The following is a 16,898-nucleotide window of genomic DNA, read 5'->3' on the forward strand; positions in this document are numbered from 1 at the left end:
GCTCGCGCAATCATTTCATTGCGGCGGGAAGAGTGATGGCCGGCGCCTCTTTTCTTTCGAATGCTCGCAGTACCATCAATCATGGCCAGCGTCAGATCTGGCCGAGCCTGGAATGCGTGGCTGCATTCCGGCGAGAATACGGGAGGCCACGATGGCTCTAACTGCTTTGCGGGCCCGCTCTGGGCACTTGGAAATACAGGACGACAACCGGTTGCGTGATGCGATCGATGCGGTATTCGAAGAACTGGGGCTATCTGAAAAAGAGCCCCTGCGCCGTGCGGCGGTCGAAGCCAAGATGCGCGACGCCTACCGGCGCGGACCCCGCCACAACCTCAACTTGGTCGATGCCGGCCTGAGAGCCTAGCAGCCCTGCAACTGGCCGGCATACTGGTTCGCCATCGAGGTCGCTCGCTGCGCCGCGCGCTGAACGCCGGAATTGCCGCGCCATGAGCCGCGGGCATAGCCCGCATGTCCCGAATAATAGGCGAGATAGAGATTGTAGGCGTCGGTCTTGGCGATGCCGTTCGTCCGGTTGCTGGTGTTATGATACCAACCGACGAAGTGAATGGCGTCGCCGAAATTGGTTCGCCGCGCCGCAAACCGTCCCGTTTCGCGCTGATACCGCTCCCATGTCCCGTCCAGCGCCTGCGAATAGCCATACGCCGTCGATTGCCGCTTCCACGGAATGACGCCGAAAAGCTTCGTGCGCGGTGGACGCGCGCGGGGCTCGAAGTTCGATTCCGTATAAATCGTCGCCATCAATATCGGGACGGGAACGCCGAACTCGCGCTCCACGCGCTGCGCGTCGCGCCGCCAGTTCTCGAAGAAGCCGCTTCGCTGCGCGAAGATCGAGCATGAATTGGTGGTGTTGCTGGGAGCCGAGGCGCAGGCCGACAGGCCCAGCGCCACGAGAACGGCGACAAACACGATACGCATCGCAAATCCTCTCGTCTTGAGAGAATTGCTAAAGAGTAAATCTTAACAGACGGTTTTGATTCAGCTTCTAGCCAATGCCCGGATACGTTTCGCCCTTCAAAAGACGCGCCAGATGCGCCGCATTCGACGCTGCCATGCCGAGCGTTTCCTTCACCGACTTCGGGATCTGGTCGAGGTCCTTGTAATCGACAGAGCCCATCGCCTCGCCGACCCAATAGCATCCCGCATTGGCCGGCACGGTAAAGCCGACATCGTTCAGCGCCTGGAAGCAGGCGGCATGGCAGTGATGCGCACCATCCTCGTTGCCCACGACGGCGACCAGCGCCACCTTGCCGGCGGCCGGCATCCGGCCCTTGTCGTCCGCCTCGCCCAAAAACGCATCCAGCCGCTCCAGCACCCGCTTGGCGACCGAGGACGGCTGGCCCATCCAGATCGGTGTGCCCAGGATGAAGATGTCGGCGGCAATGATCTGCTCGCGGATCGCCGGCCACCCGTCCCCCTCGCCCATGTCGCTTTCGACGCCCGGCTTGATGTCGTGGTCGAGCGCCCGGACGATCTCGCCGGTCACGTCATGGGGTTCGAACGCGTCGAGCAGGTCCGCAAGCATCTTGTCGGTGGAGGATGTTTCGGCGGCGCTTGAAGGTTTGAGCGAACAGTTCAGCGCGAAGGCGGTGAGTTTGGCGGCCATGGGGTTCCCTTTCGCGAAATCCTTGGTGGCCGAACGCAGCTCTTTGCCGGAAGTTTCCTAGTTGCGGCCGATCATGTCCATGCACCGTCGCATCGAAAAGTGCTGCACGTGGTGCGAGGTCCCGAGCAGGATGGTTAGCTGCTCATATCCCGCGCACCGCGCAGCCGTCTCCGCTGCCCGCGCGATGTCGATCGGGCGCATGACGGATGTGGTCAGCACGAGAGCGGCGAGCATGGAAAGCACGAGCGCGGAGGGTATCGAAGGGGATTTCATGAATCAGCAGTCCGTCGTCTGGCGGGCAATCTAGGACGGCAGAACGGTCTGCTCCATGGGTGGTTCGATCACATCTCTGTCTTGGGCACTCGTGGTTAACGGCGGAACCGGATGGTTTGTCATGCATTGCCGGGGGACACGAAGAGGGGTCCAGGAATGCATCAGGCAAAAGCATGGTTTCGGCCATTCGCACGCATCGGGTATGCGGCGCGGGGGCTGATCTACACGGTGATCGGCTTCTTCGCCGCGACCGCCGCGATCGGGTCTGGCGAGACGATGGGCTCGCGCGACGCGCTCGACAGGCTGCTGCAAAGCGGCTTCGGCATCGCCCTCGCCTACGTCCTCGTCGTCGGTCTTGCCTGCTACGCACTGTGGCGAACGATCCAGGCCGTGTTCGACACCGACAACCATGGAACGGACGCCAAGGGCATAGCGGTCAGGGGTGGACTGATGGCTTCCGCCATCGCCTATTCCACGCTCGCATTATACACGGCCTCGCGCATCCGGGGGACAAGTTCGCAGGGCGAATCCGGAGGCAGCATTGCCGACACGATCGCCGGTTTCGTTGGAACGGGCGTCGTCTCCACCGTCATCGCCGCATGCCTGGCGGGGGCCGCCATCGCCCATGTCGTCAAGGCGGTGCGGGAAAAATATGCCGATCACATCCAGGCGGATGCGGCGAAGATGAAGGTGATCCACCCGATCGCCAAGACGGGGCTGATCGCCCGCGGCACAGTGTTCGCGATCCTCGCCTTCCTCGTCGCGCTTCAGGCCTGGCGCGGCAACGGAACGGGCGAGGATGTGGGTTCGGAACAGGCGCTCGAATTCGTCCAGTCCCTGCCCGCCGGAAGCTGGCTGCTCGCGGCGATGGGCGTCGGCCTTCTCGCCTTCGCCGCCTATTCCTTCACGCAGGCGCTCTACCGCCGCATCAATGTGGAAGATGCCTGACCTGCATCATGCCTCCGACGGCCTCGGCTGCGCCAGGCTGCGCTCGCGAAACAGGATGTAGAGCCCGGCGGCCATGGTGATGGCGATGCCGATGGCGGCGAGGCCGTTGGGCAGGTCGACGAAGATCAGCCAGCCGATCAAGGTGGCGAAGGGGATTTCCAGATACTGCACCGGCGCGACGGTGGCCGACGGCGCAAAGCGCAGCGACCACGTCATCAAGAGGTGCCCGCAGGTGCCCAGAACGCCGATGCCGAGAAGCAGCCAGGTCTCGGTCGCGTTCGGCGTGACGATGCCGAAGAACGAATCCGTCCGCCCCCATGTCAGCGCGAGGATCAGCACCAGCACCGGCGTGCCGATGAAGCCGGAAACGGTCTGCAGCGCCAGCGGGTCGCATGCCTTGGCGATCTGCCGCGAGACCAGCATGTAGAAGGCGAAGGTGAAGGCGACGACGATCGGCAGGAAGGCCGGCCAGCCGACCTCGGCGAAGCTCGGCTGCACCACGAGCAGCGTGCCGATGAACCCGACCGCGCAGGCGGCGATGCGGCGCGGGCCCACCTCCTCGCCGAGGATCGTCGCCCCCAGCACCAGCATGATGAACGGCATGACGAAGGCGATGGCGACGGCGTCGGCCAGCGGCAGATAGCGCAGCGAGGTGAACATCGCGCCGATGCCGATGATGTGGAGCGCGGTGCGCAGGAAGGTCATGCGCAGCACATAGGGGCTCATCTTGAGCGAGATGCCGGTGGCGAAGATGATCGGCAGCAAGATGACGGCCTGAACGGCGAAGCGGACGGCCAGAAGCTGCACAAGCGGGATCGCGTCGCCGAGAATTTTCGCCGTCGCATCGCCGAGCGGCGCGATGGCGCAAAAGCCGATCATCAGGAGGATGCCGAGCATCGGCCGATCCTGGGTCATGAATTACCTTGGGTCATCCCTTCCGCTTAGCGGCACGCCTTCCCCGCGACAATGGCGCAGCAGCCGTTTCGGGACCGGACCACCGCGCGAGCGCCGCCGCATCGCGCCCGGCGCGGGCGCATTGCGCACGCCAGGCGATCAGGATGCCGAGGGCCATGGCCTGAAAGTCGCGCTCCGTCGCCGCGTCGAACTGCCCGCCGCAGGCAGCGCCCGCTTCGATGTCGCCCGCGCGGCAGGAACCTGCCCGCCGGCAAGTCGCGCGCGGGCAAAAATGCGGCAGGCCGGCCATGCCGGATTTGAGCCGGAACGCGGTGAGGATTTCGGCCTCGGGATAGGGCGGCGCGGCGACGAGCGCGCCGATCCCCTCGCGCAGCACGCCGACATGGCGGGCGATGCGGACCTCGCGCGGCTCCCAGCTTTTCGGATCGTAAGGCTCGTCCTGCATGGTCTGTCTCCTCGGCTGGATTTCGGGCGTGCGAAAGCGGCCGCGCCCGTTTGCCGGGAGCGGGATGGGTCGGGAAACGGGCGGCCGTCCGGTTCGCCAGTTTGTTTTTGGTATTGCGACCCGAACGGCCGTCCGTCGGTGGCTGTCACGCTCTCGGCCGGTCACAGACGATCCTTTTAGGGACGCCCGCGGCTTTTCCCGCATGGCTTGGGGTTGCGCTGACGCGCGCGCCTCACCACGCCGGCCTGTTCCGTGCCTTCACGAGCCTTCGGCGAACCACGCCTCCGGGGGAAGTCACCGCCGCCCTCCCAAAACCCGGTTCCGGCTCCGGTTCCCGCAAGGGCGATGGAGGGATGATAAGGGAGGTGGCGGGGGTGGGGATAAGTTTTTGTCGTGGAGGCTTATGGCGAACCAGACAATCGTTAAGCTGAATGCTGCATTGCTCAATCGTTACGCTCAAATCTCTACCGGACCGATGACGATATAGCCCACGCCAAGCGAATTCAGTTTCTTATGCGCCAATACTCGATGCCCTGCAAAGATACCGGTTCGACTGCGTGTCGATCTTCGGGCGCAGCGTTGGACTTAAGCAAACTGAAAATATCTCCCAACACCGATCGATTTGCCCCAATGTACCCGTGACCGAACTCACCCAATGACATATCGTTAACGAGGATCGTATCCATCCCACTAATTACGAAAGTTGGCGGCATCACTCCTACTCGGTGATATCCATGTAACCAACCGGATAGCGAAAGCGCCTTGTCTTGGTCCGATATGTATGACGTTGTTCGTCGCGAATACTTTAGGGCAGCAACGCTCAAATTCGGCATTATAGAAGAATCTACGTCTGCTGCCGCAAGTATGACTTGATCAACAGATTTCAGCACCTTTTTGTGGCCATTGGACAGCAATTCCAATGCACCAAGCGTTACACGGCAACCCATACTGTGCGATATAATATTGACACTTTTCTGCTCCGACCTCTCTACAAATTGCTGTATAAATCTTGCTAAATCATACTTACTTGCCTCGGCGGAAGCCTCATCAGCACTGTACGCTGGAATGCTACCTTTAGAAGGCCAACTGAACAGGCCAATTCCCTGGCCCAACCCAAGATCGTAGCCAATCTGGGCGGCACGCAAGACCGCGTCTTTGAAACTGGTGTTAAAGCCATGGACAAATATAGTTGGCTTTTCTCGAATTTTCATTCGCAGTGAGGTTTGCCTCATTAAATCCCAGAACAGATCGTTGTTCAACGAAATTAATCCAACGATCTTAATTCTATCATCTTGCTTATTGAAAAGCCTCCTCCACAACGGAGAACCCAGCGAACCGACCCTATGGCCTTCGGGAACGATTACTTCGCAAACACCATAATTTAAACTAGAATTCTTGCTTGAATCGAAGTCGACTAGCGAGCCTCTTTCAAAAACCGGGCATCTGTTAGTGCCGAAGAATACATCGTATCTGTTTTTGCGTTTCCGCCGATCTAATTCATCCCCTAGGCGGCCACTTCCCGCCTTCTCGCTTCGATCTGCCAAGAAATTGGTCCCACCGTCGCCAGCCTCTTGATACTGCTGATATGCAGACTGCGTTGGAAAAATGCGCTCGGGCTTGGCAGATGCTTCGCGGATTTGCGCCAACGACACGTTGCTCGCGATAATTATAGAGCGGCCAATGTCGGCATCCTTGAGAGAAACATCACTAAAGTCCGCATTAGTGAAAACTGATACTGCAAATGATGATCTAGATGCGTTTGCGCCTAGCAAATTCGCATTCAAAAATATTGCGCCGTCAAAATTCGATTTCGACATATTTGCGTTAAGCAAAATCGCACCCGAGAAATCAGCCTTGGAGAAATTTAGAGTCGATAGATCAGAACCCGTTAGATTCGCGTCAGATAGATTTATGCGCTCGAAGTATCGCGAAGTCTTTGGTGCATCCCGAAAGTCCGGCGGCAGGAAATCAAAAAATCGGATCCCAGATAAGTCGGGAGAAAATTCTACTTTTCTGCGCCGTTGATTCCACCTTTCGACACCCTCCTTTAGCCAGCTTACATGCCATTGATCTGCCATCGGGTCCCTGCAACCTTTCAGTCTGGTGTCGTTAGTGGAGGTTCATGATTTTTGACCCGCAAGTCAACTGGACCCCAATCTGAAGCACAGGGTGCCACGGCGAGGAGGGGCGACCATCGGCTTTTGACGAACGCAAGCAGAAACGGCGAGGCATGGATCCTCGGGTCAAGCCCGAGGATGACGAGGTGGAGGGCGCGCAGACTTTGCCGGTTAGCGGCGGCCCTCCTCCCCTTCGTCATCCTCGGGCGGAGCAGGCGCGGAGCGGCTGCGCAGACCCGGGGATCCATGCCTCTGCGTTTGTGATGGGCGGGCGGGTGACGAATGGGCCTGCGCCGGAGTGCCGGCGGTGATGGCGAGGCATGGATCCTCGGGCCAAGCCCGAGGATGACGATGTGGAGGGGGACGGGCCCGTAGGTCCGGCAGCGTACCCACCTTTACCTCGCCGCCCTTCCCTGCTATCCGCGCGCCTTTCGCAATTCCGGTCGCAGCCTACCCGGTCAAAACAAGGATGAAGCGCTTGGCGCATGACACGATCTATTCGAACCTGACGCAGCTCGGCGCGGACGCCGCCATACCAGTCCGGCCGGAGGATGCCGTATTGGAGCGCGTTGCGAACCCGCAGGCCGGCACGCGCTATACGGTGCGCTTTACCGCGCCCGAATTCACCTCGCTCTGCCCGATGACCGGCCAGCCGGATTTCGCGCATCTGGTGATCGACTACATTCCCGGCGACTGGCTGGTGGAGAGCAAGTCGCTGAAGCTGTTCCTGTTTTCCTTCCGCAACCATGGCGCCTTCCACGAGGACTGCACGGTGACGATCGGCAAGCGGCTGGTCGAGCTTCTGGAGCCTCAATGGCTGCGGATCGGCGGCTACTGGTATCCGCGCGGGGGCATTCCGATCGACGTCTTCTACCAGACGGGCGCGGCGCCGGCGGATGTGTGGGTGCCCGAACAGGGCGTGCCGACCTATCGCGGGCGCGGATAGGTTTCCGGGCGAAGCACCGAGCGGGACCGAAAACCGGTTTCCAACTTTCGCTTCGGTGCGCGAAACCTCTGGCGGCGCGCGGCGCGGCTTGGCATAAGGCGGCCATGACCGATATTTCCCGCATCCGCGCCGCAGCTTCGCGCCTGGAGGGCAAGGCCCGCCGGACGCCGCTTCTCAACTCGCAATTCCTCGACGAGATCGCCGGACGGCGCGTCTTCGTGAAGCCGGAATGCCTGCAGCATACGGGCTCGTTCAAGTTTCGCGGCGGCTGGTCGGCGGTTTCAGTGATCGAGCCGGCGGTGCGCGCGCGCGGCGTGATCGCGTTTTCTTCCGGCAACCACGCACAGGGCGTGGCGCTGGCGGCGAAGATGCACGGCGTGCCGGCCGTGATCATCATGCCGTCCGACGCGCCGAAGATGAAGATCGACAACACCCGCGCCTATGGCGCCGAAGTGGTGCTCTACGACCGCGCCAGGGAGGATCGCGACGCGATCGGCGAGCGGCTGGCCGGCGAGCGGGGGCTGACGCTGATCCGCCCCTTCGACGAGCCGGAGGTGATCGCCGGACAGGGCACGGTGGGGCTGGAGATCGCCGCGCAGGCGGCTGAACTGGGCGTTGCGCCCGGCGAGGTTCTGGTGCCGTGCGGCGGCGGCGGGCTGACCTCGGGCATCGCGCTGGCGCTCGCCGCCGAGGCGCCGGGGTTCACCGTGCGCACCTGCGAGCCCGAAGGCTTCGACGACGCGGCGCGCTCGCTGGAAGCGGGCGAGATCCGCTCGAACGCGGCGGACGGCACGTCGATCTGCGACGCCATCGTGACGCCGCAGCCGGGCCGGCTGACCTTTCCGGTGATGAAGGAACTGTGCGGCGCGGGCATCGCGGTGTCCGAAAGCGACGTGCGCCGCGCCATGGCGCTGGCCTTCACGCGGCTGAAGATCGTGGTGGAGCCCGGCGGCGCGGTGGCGCTGGCGGCCGCGCTTTTCCACGGGCAGGCAATTTCGGGCGGCGACCTGGTGGTGGTCGCCTCGGGCGGAAACGTCGATCCGGAGCTGTTCGCCTCGGTCCTCGCCTGATCAGGCGGCGCGGCTGTCGCGCTGGGGCGCGGCTTCGCCCTTGAAGATGCGGAACGTGCCCCGCCCGGCGGACTTGGCCGCATAAAGCGCGGTGTCGGCGTTGACGAAGAGGTCGGACGGCGGGACGCCCGCGCCGAGCGCGATGCCGACCGACGCGCCGAGCGCGTGGCTGCGCCCGTCGAGCACGAACGGCTCGGCCATCGCGGCGGTGATCGCGCGGGCGAGCTCGGCGATCGTCTCCAGATTGGCGCCGGCACCGACAAGCACCGCGAATTCGTCGCCGCCGACGCGCGCGACCAGATCGGCGGACGCGCACGCTCCCGACAGCCGCGCGGCGGTCTCGCGCAGGCACGCGTCGCCCGCCAGGTGGCCGTGATCGTCATTGACCTGCTTGAAGCCGTCGAGATCGACCAGCAGGAGCGCGCTGAGCGCGCCCGCCTCCGCCATTTCGGAAAGCTTCTCCTGGAACTGCGCGCGGTTCGGCAGGCCGGTCATCTCGTCGAAGGCAGCGAGATAGCGCAGCCGGTCGATGGCGCGCTTTTCGGCCGTGATGTCCTGCTTCATGCCGAAGATGCGCACGGGAACGCCCGCCTCGCACTCGACCTGCGCGGTGATGCGCATGAACTTTTGCACGCCCTTCGCGGTGACGATCTCGGCGTCGAAGGTGAAGGAGGAACGCTCCGCGATGGCGCGGCTGCGCCGGCGCTCCATCTCGGCGCGGGATTCGGGCGTATAGAGCGCGAGCGACGCCTCGCGCGTCGGCATCGAGCCGCGCGGCAGGTCGAAGATGTCGTAGACGACATCGGTCCAGCGCAGCGAATTGTCGGCCAGCTCGCATTCCCACACGCCGATCTGCGCCGCCTCGGACGCGCGGGCGAAGATCTTGCGGAAATGGGCGAGTTCGCGGGCCTGTTCGGCGATCAGCGCCTCCTGCGCGGCCAGGCGCCGGCGCAGGACGTCCGCTTCGTCGATTTCGCCCGACAGGTATTCGTGCACTGCTCGTCGCCCCCGATATCGCGGGAGAGCCTAACGGCGGAGGATTAAGGATTCCTGATATTACCGTCCCGGACGGCCCGTCTTGCCCGGCCGCCGCTTCTGCTTGCGCTGGTCGGCCGGGTCCTCGTAGGAGCCGATGCCGGCGCGCTCGCGCTTGACCGGTTTCGCGTCGTCGACGGGCTTTGCCGGAATGCGGCCCTCGACCGGCTTTTCGGTGCGCCGCACGGTCATCTCGTCGAGCGAGTTCTTGCGAAACAGCGACGCGCCGGCCGGCTGGGCATGATCGCCCGAGGTGCCCATTTCGTCGAGGTCGGGCTTGCGGAAGAGGCTCTGCCCGTCCTCGCCGACCGTGCGGTGGCGCGCCTTGCCCTTGTTGTGCTTGCCCTTCTCGCGGCCCGAGACCGGGCTTTCCATCTCGACGTCGCGCGCGAGCGGATCGTCGGAGATGGCGAGTTCCATCTCGCGCAGGCGCTTGATCTCGTCGCGAAGGCGCGCGGCGCGCTCGAAGTCGAGGTCGGCCGCGGCGTCGCGCATCTCCTTTTGCAGATGTTCCAGATGCGCCTTCATGTTGGCGCCGACCATCTGGCCGTCCTTCGTGACGGACGAGATGTCGGGGCGGACATGGTCGCGCTCGTAGACCGAGGACAGGATGTCGCCGATGTTCTTCTTGATGCTTTCCGGCGTGATGCCGTGCTCTTCATTGTAGGCGAGCTGCTTCTCCCGGCGGCGGCTGGTCTCCGCCATCGCGCGTTCCATCGAGCCGGTGATGTGGTCGGCGTAGAGAACCACCTTGCCGTCGACGTTACGCGCCGCGCGGCCGATCGTCTGGATCAGCGAGGTTTCCGAGCGCAGGAAGCCCTCCTTGTCGGCATCGAGAATGGCGACGAAGCCGCATTCGGGAATGTCGAGACCCTCGCGCAGGAGGTTGATGCCGACCAGCACGTCGAACGCGCCGAGGCGCAAATCGCGCAGAATTTCAATACGTTCGAGGGTATCGATGTCGGAGTGCATGTAGCGCACGCGGATGCCCTGCTCGTGCAGATATTCGGTCAGGTCCTCGGCCATGCGCTTGGTCAGGACCGTGCAGAGCGTGCGGTAGCCCTTCGCGGTCGTGTCGCGGATTTCGCCCAGAACGTCGTCGACCTGGCTCTTGGCCGGGCGCACCTCGACGGGTGGATCGATCAGCCCCGTCGGGCGGATGACCTGCTCGGCGAAGACGCCGCCGGACTGTTCCATCTCCCAGCCGCCGGGCGTGGCCGATACCGCAACGGTGAGCGGGCGCATCGCGTCCCACTCCTCGAAGCGCAGCGGACGGTTGTCCATGCAGGACGGCAGGCGGAAGCCGTATTCGGCCAGTGTCGCCTTGCGGCGAAAGTCGCCCCGGTACATGGCGCCGATCTGCGGCACGGTGACGTGGCTTTCGTCAATGAAGACGAGTGCATTGTCGGGAATGTACTCGAACAGGGTCGGTGGCGGCTCGCCGGGCGCGCGGCCGGTGAGATAGCGCGAATAGTTCTCGATGCCCGCGCAGGAGCCGGTGGCTTCCAGCATTTCGAGATCGAAGCGGGTGCGCTGCTCCAGGCGCTGGGCTTCCAGAAGGCGCCCGGCCCTTTCAAGTTCGGCAAGGCGCAACTGAAGCTCGGCCTTGATCGACTTGGTGGCCTGGTTGAGCGTCGGGCGCGGGGTAACGTAGTGCGAATTGGCGTAGATCTTGACCGACTTGAGGTCCCCGGTCTTCTGGCCGGTGAGCGGGTCGAACTCGACGATGGTCTCGATCTCGTCGCCGAACATCGATATGCGCCAGGCCCGATCCTCAAGGTGCGCGGGGAAGATTTCGATCGTATCGCCGCGCACGCGGAACGACCCGCGCACGAAGTTGATGTCCTGCCGCTTGTATTGCTGCGCGACGAGATCGGCGAGAAGCTGGCGCTGGTCGAGCCGGTCGCCGACGCTCATCTGGAACGTCATCGCCGTATAGGTCTCGACCGAGCCGATACCGTAGATACAGGACACGGAGGCGACGATGATGACGTCGTCGCGCTCCAGCAGCGAGCGCGTTGCCGAGTGGCGCATCCGGTCGATCTGCTCGTTGATCGAGGATTCCTTCTCGATGAAGGTGTCGGTGCGCGGAACGTAGGCCTCTGGCTGGTAGTAATCGTAGTAGGAAACGAAATACTCGACGGCATTGTTCGGGAAGAACGACTTGAACTCGCCGTAGAGCTGCGCGGCGAGCGTCTTGTTCGGCGCGAGGATCAGCGCCGGGCGCTGCGTTTCCTCGATCACCTTGGCCATGGTGAACGTCTTGCCCGAACCGGTGACGCCGAGCAGCACCTGCGTCCGGTCCTCCTCGGCGACACCGGAAACGAGATCGCGGATGGCCGTCGGCTGGTCGCCCGACGGCTTGAACTCGGTTTCCATCTTGATGGAAATGCCGCCTTCGGACTTTTCCGGGCGCGCGGGACGGTGCGGAGTCCAGATCTGCCCGTTCTTGTGCAGCGGATTGCCACTCTCGATCAGCGCCGACAGCGCCGCGACCGTCGCGGTGACGCCCGACGACGACAGCGAGGACGCGTCTTCCAGGCTGATGTCGAGCCCGGCGACGGGATTGAGGCCGGCGGCTGCGCGCTCCTTTGGCGAAGCCGCGCCGCCCATCGACGTGCCGCGGCCAGACCGCGTCGGCTCGGACGAGCGCTCTGGAATCTTCCTGGGTGACTTCGCCGGTCTTGCCGCGTCGGACGGCTTGCGCGGCGGCGCAACCTTCTGCGCCTCTTCCGAAATCTGTCGCGCCCAGTCGGCGACGCCGCCGGTCAGCGGCGCGCCTTCGAACTCAGCCTGCGGCGCTTCGCCGAACCCGTCCAGCGGTTCGGACGCGTCCATGAAGTCGGTCAGCGGGCTACGCCGCGCGGTCTTAGGGGATTTGGCCATGGCCGGAATATGGAGATAGTCCGGGCCGAAGAAAAGGGTGGCGCCGGCTTCGGCGCATCGTCCTGACAGGAGGCTGTCAGGATGATGCGATCTGCCGCGCTTGCGTCAGCCCATCCCGACGACGCTGCGATAGAGATGCCAGGTCGCGTGGCCAAGGATTGGCAGGATGACGATCAGCCCGACGAGGAACGTCGCCATGCCGAGCGCAAGGCCGGCCGCGACGATCATGCCCCAGACGAGGATCGGCACCGGGTTCTTGACGAAGGCGCGCACCGAGGTCTCCATCGCCGAATAGGCGCCGACATCGCGGTCCAGCATCATCGGGAAGGCGATGAAACTGGTTGCCAGCACGACGAGCGCAAAGGCGAAACCGATGAGATTGCCGGCGACGATCAGCGTCCAGCCTGCCTCGGTGCCGACGATCTGTTGCCAGAAGGCGGCGAGCGAGGCCGGCGTCTCGGGGCCGATCAGCGTGACATAGAGTTCGCGCGCCACCAGCAGCCAGGCGAGAAACATCGCGAACAGGAAGAAACCGACCGCGGCAATGGATGGCAGGGTCGGCGAATGGCGCAGATCGAGGACATCGCGCCAGTGCGTGTCGAGCCCCTGCTCCTTGCGCCGGCTGATTTCGTAGATACCAAGTGCGGCGAAGGGACCGATGAGTGCGAAGCCGGAGATGATCGGGAAGACCAGCGGCAGCGCGTTCGCACCGGCCGCCCAGGTCAGGATAAGGAAGCCGATGATCGGGTAGATCATCAGCAGGAAGAAATAGTGCGACGGGCGGTCGCGGAAATCCGCGATCCCGGCGCCGAGACAGCTGAATACCTGCCCGACATCGATGCGCCTGATGCGCGGCCGCACGATGCCGCCCTGCGCGCCTGCAACGACATGAAAGTTTGCCATGCTTCGTTCCTCCGCACTTGAGTGGAGAGAGGACGACGGCGGCCGGCCCAAGGGTCATTTCGCTCAAGCTGGACCGGCCGAACCGATGCCAGCTCTCGAATGGCACATCATACACGATCGGCGCCGCCTGCGCATTGGGAACCCCAGCGCCCGGATCGTCATTTCCCGCCGAGCGAAGGAGCGGCGAGATGACGAAATATCGCAAGGGCGCGAAGGTCGAATGGAAGTGGGGCAGCGGAACGGCGATCGGCATCGTGGCCGAAAGCTTCACCGAAGATGTCGAACGCACGATCAAAGGCGAAAAGATCAAGCGCAAGGCGACGAAGGAGAAGCCGGCCTATCTGGTGGAGCAGCAAGATGGCGGCCGTGCGCTGAAGAGCCATTCGGAACTGAAGAAGGCGTCGTAGGCAGGCTTGGCCTCATCTGCCGAAAACCGCATCGAGCACGTCCAGCACGTCGCGTTCGGCTGCGGCCATCGCCTGGGGGTTCATCTGAACGGCCGGACCCATCTCCACGCAGCCGTCGGCCCAGGAGAACGGCGCGCCAGTCGCCGCATTGACGAGCACGCCCCCCTCCTCGCGCCGGAAGCACGCACGCGAGGTTTGCGCCTCGCCGACCACGTTGTAGGACGGACTGCCGGGATGGTCGAAGGAATGGTGCGCGCCCGGATAGACGGTGATCGACGCGTCCGCACCGGCTGACTTCAGACGCTCGACATAATCCGCGCAGACTGGCAGCGGGTTCCAGACATCCGCGTCGCCATGAAAGGCGCGGATCGGCTGGGGGCCGACTTCCAGTTCGCGTTCTAGCTCGAAATTGCACGGCGGATAGAACGGCAGGTGCGCGGCGAATTGCAGGCCCTCTGGAGCGTAGAGCGCCTCGAACCGCGTCATCGCCGAATAGAGCGCCGGGATGCCGCCGCGCGAAAAGCCCATGACCGCTATGCGGTTGCGATCAATGCGGGGATCGGCGGCAAGCAGGCGCAACGCCTCGAACGCATCGACGACATTGTTGAATTCGCCGACGCCGCCCTGATTCGTGTAGATCTCGTCGAAGCCGCGGGCCGTGTAGCTGTCGATGCGAAACGACGCGTAGCCCGCCCGTGCGAAGACCCCCGCCCAATTCCAGGCGGCGGCGCTGCGGGCGCCGTCCGAGCCGTGCAGAAGCACGATCGCCGGGACTGGACCGCCCGTCGAACCCGGCAGTCGCAGCCGCCCGGTGAGCGTGACCGGCTCAGCTTCCTCCACACGGCCGGAGAGAAACAGGGCGTCATCCATCGTCAACGAGGGAAAGGATAGCGCTTCCTCGCCGGTGACCTGCGCGGATGCCGGGGCCGCAGGACAGGCGGCCGCGAGCAGGATCGACATCAGCTTCACGTTGCCCTCCACTTCGATTGAAGCGGCACAACTTACGGCAGAAGCGGATTTTGACGAATAGATCGAACGGTCAGGTCAGGCCGCGGCCATGCGCACGTCGCGGAACGATACCAGCCGCCGCTGCTGCTCGTCCCACAGGACGAGCTTTACGCAGCGCAGGCTTTCCAAAAACGTGATGCGACCCATGTCGCGCAGCTCGGGATGGTGCTCGAGGACTTCGGGCAGCCGGTAGAACGGCACCTTCGACGACAGATGGTGGACGTGGTGGATGCCGATGTTTCCGGTAAACCAGCGCAGTACCGCCGGCAGGTCGTAATGAGACGAGCCGTGCAGCGCGGCCTGCTGGAAGTTCCAGTCCTGCTGCTCGCTCCAGTGCGTCTCCTCGAACTGGTGCTGGACGTAGAACAACCAGACGCCCGCCGTCGCCGCCATCAGCGTGATCGGAAGCTGCACCAGAAGAAACGGGCCAATCCCCATCAGCCAGATCAGGAGGCCGGCGGGAATGGCGATGCCCAGATTGGTCGCCAGCGTTGAGGTCCAGGGCGTCATGCCCGCGCGCATCAGCCCGATCGGCAGGCGGTACTGGCAGATGAACAGCCAGGCCGGGCCGATGCCGAACATGACGAGCGGGTGGCGGTAGAGCCAGTATTTGGTCCGGCCCCAGCGTGACAGCGCGCGATACTCGGCAACCGTCAGCGTGTCGATATCGCCGATGCCCCGCTGGTCGAGATTGCCGGTCGTGGCGTGGTGGACGGCGTGCGTGCGCCGCCAGTAGTCATAGGGCGTGAAGGTGAGGACGCCGATCACCCGGCCGGTCCAGTCGTTGAGGCTGCGGCGCGCGAAAAGCGACCCGTGGCCGCAATCATGCTGCAGCATGAACAGGCGAACAAGGAAGCCGGCGGCGGGGATCGTCAGCACCAGGGCCCAGTAGTGGCCCGCGACCACGGCAAACGCTGTCACGGTCCACAGCCCGATGAAGGGGACGATGGTCACGGCGAGCTCGAACACGCTGCGCGCGGTGCTCGGCTCGCGGTACCGGGCCAGAACCTTGGTCCAGGCGCGTGCCGCCTGCACGGCGTCATGGGTCACGGCATCAGGGGTCGTGGAGTGGGACGTCATCAGATTCCAGGCTGCAAGAGGAAACGCCAACTGCCGGACATGTGACGCGCGAAAGATTCGATAGCGGGATGCACCCCGATCACGGCCGAAGAACGGCGGGCCGCGATCTCGACTTCCCCCGCCAGCCTGCCTAGTCGCTCGCGACAATGCGCGCAAGCGCGCCCTTCGTCGCGTCCCCGCAATTCGTTCGAGACATCAGCTCTCGGCCTGGCGTGCAACTTCGATGAACTGGCCCAGCAGCGCGTGCAGATCGTTGCGATGGCCGCTGCGCGCCGAAGGGCTCGTCGCGTCCGAGGTCATGACGACGGTCAGGTCCAGTTCGGGCACGATGTAGAGCATCTGGCCGCCATAGCCCCAACCATAGACGACATCCGCGCCGGCGATCTCGCGCAGGAACCAGCCATAGCCATAGCCGTCGCCGCTAAAGCGCGAATTGGTGCGCGCCTGCCAGGAGGTCTCGATCCAATCCGCCGAAACGAGGCGCTCACCATCGGGCGTTTCGCCGCCATTGCGGTAGAGCTCGCCGAAGGCGGCGAGCGAGCGCGGCGTCATCGCCATCTGGTTGCCGCCAAGATAGATACCTTGCGGATCGCGCTCCCATGAGCCGATGCGAAAACCCTCAAGCGCACCGAGCCAGTCGCGCGCAAGTTCCAGCGTCGAGCGGCCGGTCTCCCTGGTCAGGATGGCGGAGAGAAGATGCGTCGACCCGGTCGAATAGAGCATCCGCCCACCCGGCTCGTCGTCGAACGGCATGGAAAGCGCGGCGCGCACCCAGTTGCGGCTCGACACCCAGCGCCCGTAATTGCCGCCCGAGGTGCGGCCGAGGCCGGTCTGCATCGAGAGAAGATGGCCGATCGTGATGTCCTGAACGCGCGGGTCGGCGTCGTCGGGCAGATCGTCGGCCAGAAGCGGCGCGATCTTCTGGTCCGGGCCTTCCAGCACGCCCTTGTCGATGGCGATGCCGACAAGCGCCGAGACGATGGATTTCGACGCCGACTTGATGTTGGTGGACTGGGTGACGGAATTGCCGCGATAGCCCCGCTCCGCGACGAGCTCGCCGTCCCGGGCGACAATCACGGTTTCGAGCGGCGCGAGGCTTTCGGCTTCGTCGAGGAGGGTTTCGAAGGTCCTGGGGTCGTCCTGCGCGATGGCAGGCATTGCAAGAGTGGAGACGAGGGCGAAGGCGAGAAGGGTGCGTCTGTTCATGGCACCGGGTTAGGGAGCGCGCGCGGCGAAATCAT

The 16,898-nt window shown here is 63.9% G+C and carries 17 protein-coding genes; 5 read left to right on the forward strand and 12 right to left on the reverse strand.

The window, feature by feature from the left end; genetic code table 11:
- Positions 1–151: 151 nt before the first annotated feature.
- Positions 152–364, forward strand: coding sequence for a hypothetical protein (locus tag GTK01_RS11535; protein ID WP_252926038.1), 213 nt, complete (start codon positions 152–154; stop codon positions 362–364).
- On the opposite strand, the gene GTK01_RS11540 is transcribed toward GTK01_RS11535, so the two are convergent.
- From GTK01_RS11540 to GTK01_RS11550, 3 genes are all read right to left on the reverse strand, one after another.
- Complete coding sequence (locus tag GTK01_RS11540) at positions 361–936, reverse strand: hypothetical protein (RefSeq protein WP_252926039.1); 576 nt, start codon at positions 934–936, stop codon at positions 361–363. The two genes, GTK01_RS11535 and GTK01_RS11540, sit on opposite strands and share 4 nt — an antisense overlap.
- A 67-nt stretch (positions 937–1,003) precedes the next feature.
- Positions 1,004–1,624 carry a flavodoxin family protein gene (locus tag GTK01_RS11545; protein WP_252926040.1) on the reverse strand — a complete coding sequence of 207 codons (621 nt, stop codon included), beginning with the start codon at positions 1,622–1,624 and terminating at the stop codon, positions 1,004–1,006.
- A 57-nt stretch (positions 1,625–1,681) separates the two neighbouring features.
- Positions 1,682–1,897, reverse strand: a complete 216-nt coding sequence (locus tag GTK01_RS11550; protein ID WP_252926041.1) for a hypothetical protein — start codon at positions 1,895–1,897, stop codon at positions 1,682–1,684.
- Positions 1,898–2,053: 156 nt separating this feature from the next.
- On the opposite strand from GTK01_RS11550, the gene GTK01_RS11555 reads away from it, so the two are divergent.
- Positions 2,054–2,845: a DUF1206 domain-containing protein gene (locus tag GTK01_RS11555; protein WP_252926042.1), complete on the forward strand. Its 792-nt coding sequence runs from the start codon at positions 2,054–2,056 to the stop codon at positions 2,843–2,845.
- 6 nt (positions 2,846–2,851) lie between these two features.
- Here GTK01_RS11555 and GTK01_RS11560 read toward each other — a convergent pair whose 3' ends face one another.
- From GTK01_RS11560 to GTK01_RS11570, 3 genes are all read right to left on the reverse strand, one after another.
- Positions 2,852–3,760: a DMT family transporter gene (locus tag GTK01_RS11560; protein ID WP_252926043.1), complete on the reverse strand. Its 909-nt coding sequence runs from the start codon at positions 3,758–3,760 to the stop codon at positions 2,852–2,854.
- Between the two features lie 13 nt (positions 3,761–3,773).
- Entirely contained in the window at positions 3,774–4,205 is a 432-nt protein-coding gene (locus GTK01_RS11565) for a hypothetical protein (protein WP_252926044.1), read from the reverse strand.
- A gap of 503 nt (positions 4,206–4,708) precedes the next feature.
- Positions 4,709–6,283 carry an alpha/beta hydrolase gene (locus tag GTK01_RS11570; RefSeq protein WP_252926045.1) on the reverse strand — a complete coding sequence of 525 codons (1,575 nt, stop codon included), beginning with the start codon at positions 6,281–6,283 and terminating at the stop codon, positions 4,709–4,711.
- A gap of 517 nt (positions 6,284–6,800) precedes the next feature.
- On the opposite strand from GTK01_RS11570, the gene queF reads away from it, so the two are divergent.
- Complete coding sequence (gene queF / locus GTK01_RS11575) at positions 6,801–7,268, forward strand: preQ(1) synthase (protein WP_252926046.1); 468 nt, start codon at positions 6,801–6,803, stop codon at positions 7,266–7,268.
- Between the two features lie 104 nt (positions 7,269–7,372).
- Positions 7,373–8,338, forward strand: a complete 966-nt coding sequence (locus GTK01_RS11580) for a threonine/serine dehydratase (RefSeq protein WP_252926047.1) — start codon at positions 7,373–7,375, stop codon at positions 8,336–8,338.
- On the opposite strand, the gene GTK01_RS11585 is transcribed toward GTK01_RS11580, so the two are convergent.
- The 3 genes from GTK01_RS11585 to GTK01_RS11595 form a co-directional block, all read right to left on the reverse strand.
- Entirely contained in the window at positions 8,339–9,334 is a 996-nt protein-coding gene (locus tag GTK01_RS11585; RefSeq protein WP_252926048.1) for a diguanylate cyclase domain-containing protein, read from the reverse strand. It lies immediately after the preceding gene.
- 60 nt (positions 9,335–9,394) lie between these two features.
- Positions 9,395–12,259 (reverse strand): excinuclease ABC subunit UvrB, encoded by a 2,865-nt coding sequence (gene uvrB / locus GTK01_RS11590; RefSeq protein ID WP_252926049.1) that lies wholly within the window; start codon positions 12,257–12,259, stop codon positions 9,395–9,397.
- Between the two features lie 105 nt (positions 12,260–12,364).
- Positions 12,365–13,162, reverse strand: a complete 798-nt coding sequence (locus tag GTK01_RS11595; protein ID WP_252926050.1) for a DUF2189 domain-containing protein — start codon at positions 13,160–13,162, stop codon at positions 12,365–12,367.
- Positions 13,163–13,350: 188 nt separating this feature from the next.
- Here GTK01_RS11595 and GTK01_RS11600 point away from each other — a divergent pair, with 188 nt between their 5' ends.
- A complete protein-coding gene (locus tag GTK01_RS11600; protein WP_252926051.1) occupies positions 13,351–13,569 on the forward strand; it encodes a DUF2945 domain-containing protein in 219 nt (72 codons plus the stop codon).
- 12 nt (positions 13,570–13,581) lie between these two features.
- Here GTK01_RS11600 and GTK01_RS11605 read toward each other — a convergent pair whose 3' ends face one another.
- From GTK01_RS11605 to GTK01_RS11615, 3 genes are all read right to left on the reverse strand, one after another.
- Positions 13,582–14,529: a dienelactone hydrolase family protein gene (locus GTK01_RS11605; RefSeq protein ID WP_252926201.1), complete on the reverse strand. Its 948-nt coding sequence runs from the start codon at positions 14,527–14,529 to the stop codon at positions 13,582–13,584.
- 84 nt (positions 14,530–14,613) lie between these two features.
- Positions 14,614–15,657, reverse strand: a complete 1,044-nt coding sequence (locus GTK01_RS11610; RefSeq protein ID WP_252926052.1) for a fatty acid desaturase — start codon at positions 15,655–15,657, stop codon at positions 14,614–14,616.
- A 195-nt stretch (positions 15,658–15,852) separates the two neighbouring features.
- Positions 15,853–16,863, reverse strand: a complete 1,011-nt coding sequence (locus GTK01_RS11615; RefSeq protein ID WP_252926053.1) for a serine hydrolase — start codon at positions 16,861–16,863, stop codon at positions 15,853–15,855.
- Between the last annotated feature and the right edge of the window lie 35 nt (positions 16,864–16,898).

Origin of the sequence: Aliihoeflea sp. 40Bstr573 (assembly GCF_024105655.1) — a bacterium.
Classification (GTDB): Bacteria; Pseudomonadota; Alphaproteobacteria; order Rhizobiales; family Rhizobiaceae; genus Aliihoeflea.

Excerpts from the sequence above, each read along its gene's own strand:
- GTK01_RS11615 (WP_252926053.1), bottom strand. The coding sequence starts at position 16,863 with ATGAACAGACGCACCCTTCTCGCCTTCGCCCTCGTCTCCACTCTTGCA.
- GTK01_RS11580 (WP_252926047.1), top strand. The coding sequence starts at position 7,373 with ATGACCGATATTTCCCGCATCCGCGCCGCAGCTTCGCGCCTGGAGGGC.
- GTK01_RS11605 (WP_252926201.1), bottom strand. The coding sequence starts at position 14,529 with ATGTCGATCCTGCTCGCGGCCGCCTGTCCTGCGGCCCCGGCATCCGCG.
- GTK01_RS11570 (WP_252926045.1), bottom strand. The coding sequence starts at position 6,283 with ATGGCAGATCAATGGCATGTAAGCTGGCTAAAGGAGGGTGTCGAAAGG.
- GTK01_RS11540 (WP_252926039.1), bottom strand. The coding sequence starts at position 936 with ATGCGTATCGTGTTTGTCGCCGTTCTCGTGGCGCTGGGCCTGTCGGCC.
- GTK01_RS11535 (WP_252926038.1), top strand. The coding sequence starts at position 152 with ATGGCTCTAACTGCTTTGCGGGCCCGCTCTGGGCACTTGGAAATACAG.
- GTK01_RS11610 (WP_252926052.1), bottom strand. The coding sequence starts at position 15,657 with ATGACGTCCCACTCCACGACCCCTGATGCCGTGACCCATGACGCCGTG.
- GTK01_RS11545 (WP_252926040.1), bottom strand. The coding sequence starts at position 1,624 with ATGGCCGCCAAACTCACCGCCTTCGCGCTGAACTGTTCGCTCAAACCT.
- GTK01_RS11565 (WP_252926044.1), bottom strand. The coding sequence starts at position 4,205 with ATGCAGGACGAGCCTTACGATCCGAAAAGCTGGGAGCCGCGCGAGGTC.
- GTK01_RS11560 (WP_252926043.1), bottom strand. The coding sequence starts at position 3,760 with ATGACCCAGGATCGGCCGATGCTCGGCATCCTCCTGATGATCGGCTTT.
- GTK01_RS11550 (WP_252926041.1), bottom strand. The coding sequence starts at position 1,897 with ATGAAATCCCCTTCGATACCCTCCGCGCTCGTGCTTTCCATGCTCGCC.
- GTK01_RS11595 (WP_252926050.1), bottom strand. The coding sequence starts at position 13,162 with ATGGCAAACTTTCATGTCGTTGCAGGCGCGCAGGGCGGCATCGTGCGG.
- uvrB (WP_252926049.1), bottom strand. The coding sequence starts at position 12,259 with ATGGCCAAATCCCCTAAGACCGCGCGGCGTAGCCCGCTGACCGACTTC.
- GTK01_RS11600 (WP_252926051.1), top strand. The coding sequence starts at position 13,351 with ATGACGAAATATCGCAAGGGCGCGAAGGTCGAATGGAAGTGGGGCAGC.
- GTK01_RS11555 (WP_252926042.1), top strand. The coding sequence starts at position 2,054 with ATGCATCAGGCAAAAGCATGGTTTCGGCCATTCGCACGCATCGGGTAT.